A 359-nucleotide genomic window follows, 5' to 3' on the forward strand; every position below is an offset into this window, starting at 1 on the left:
GCTGAAGGTAGATACCACCGCGCCAGATCAGCCGGTGATTGGTAATGCTATTGATGACGTAGGTGATATCCGTGGTCCATTGACCAGCGGCAGTGTGACCGACGATGCCACCCCGACCTTCAAGGGAACGACAGAGCCAAATAGCATCATCAATGTCTATGATGATGGAAAACTGTTGGGGTCGGTTGCTGCCGACGACGATGGTGTCTGGTCGTTTACCCCAACCACCCCATTGGTGGAAGGTGAACACAAGATCACCACCACGGCGACAGATAAGGCGGGTAACATCAGTGCCCCATCCGACGTCTTTAAGTTGACCACCGATTACACCGCATCGCCAATTGGGCCAGAGTTCCTGA

At 53.8% G+C, this 359-nt stretch carries 1 protein-coding gene; it reads left to right on the forward strand.

Features of this window, described 5'->3' with window-relative positions; genetic code table 11:
* A partial coding sequence (locus tag AC2A06_RS18950; RefSeq protein WP_484381310.1) for an Ig-like domain-containing protein occupies positions 1 to 359 on the forward strand: 359 nt, incomplete at both ends.

It is taken from the genome of Serratia sp. HNCC26DJ244, from assembly GCF_057180565.1.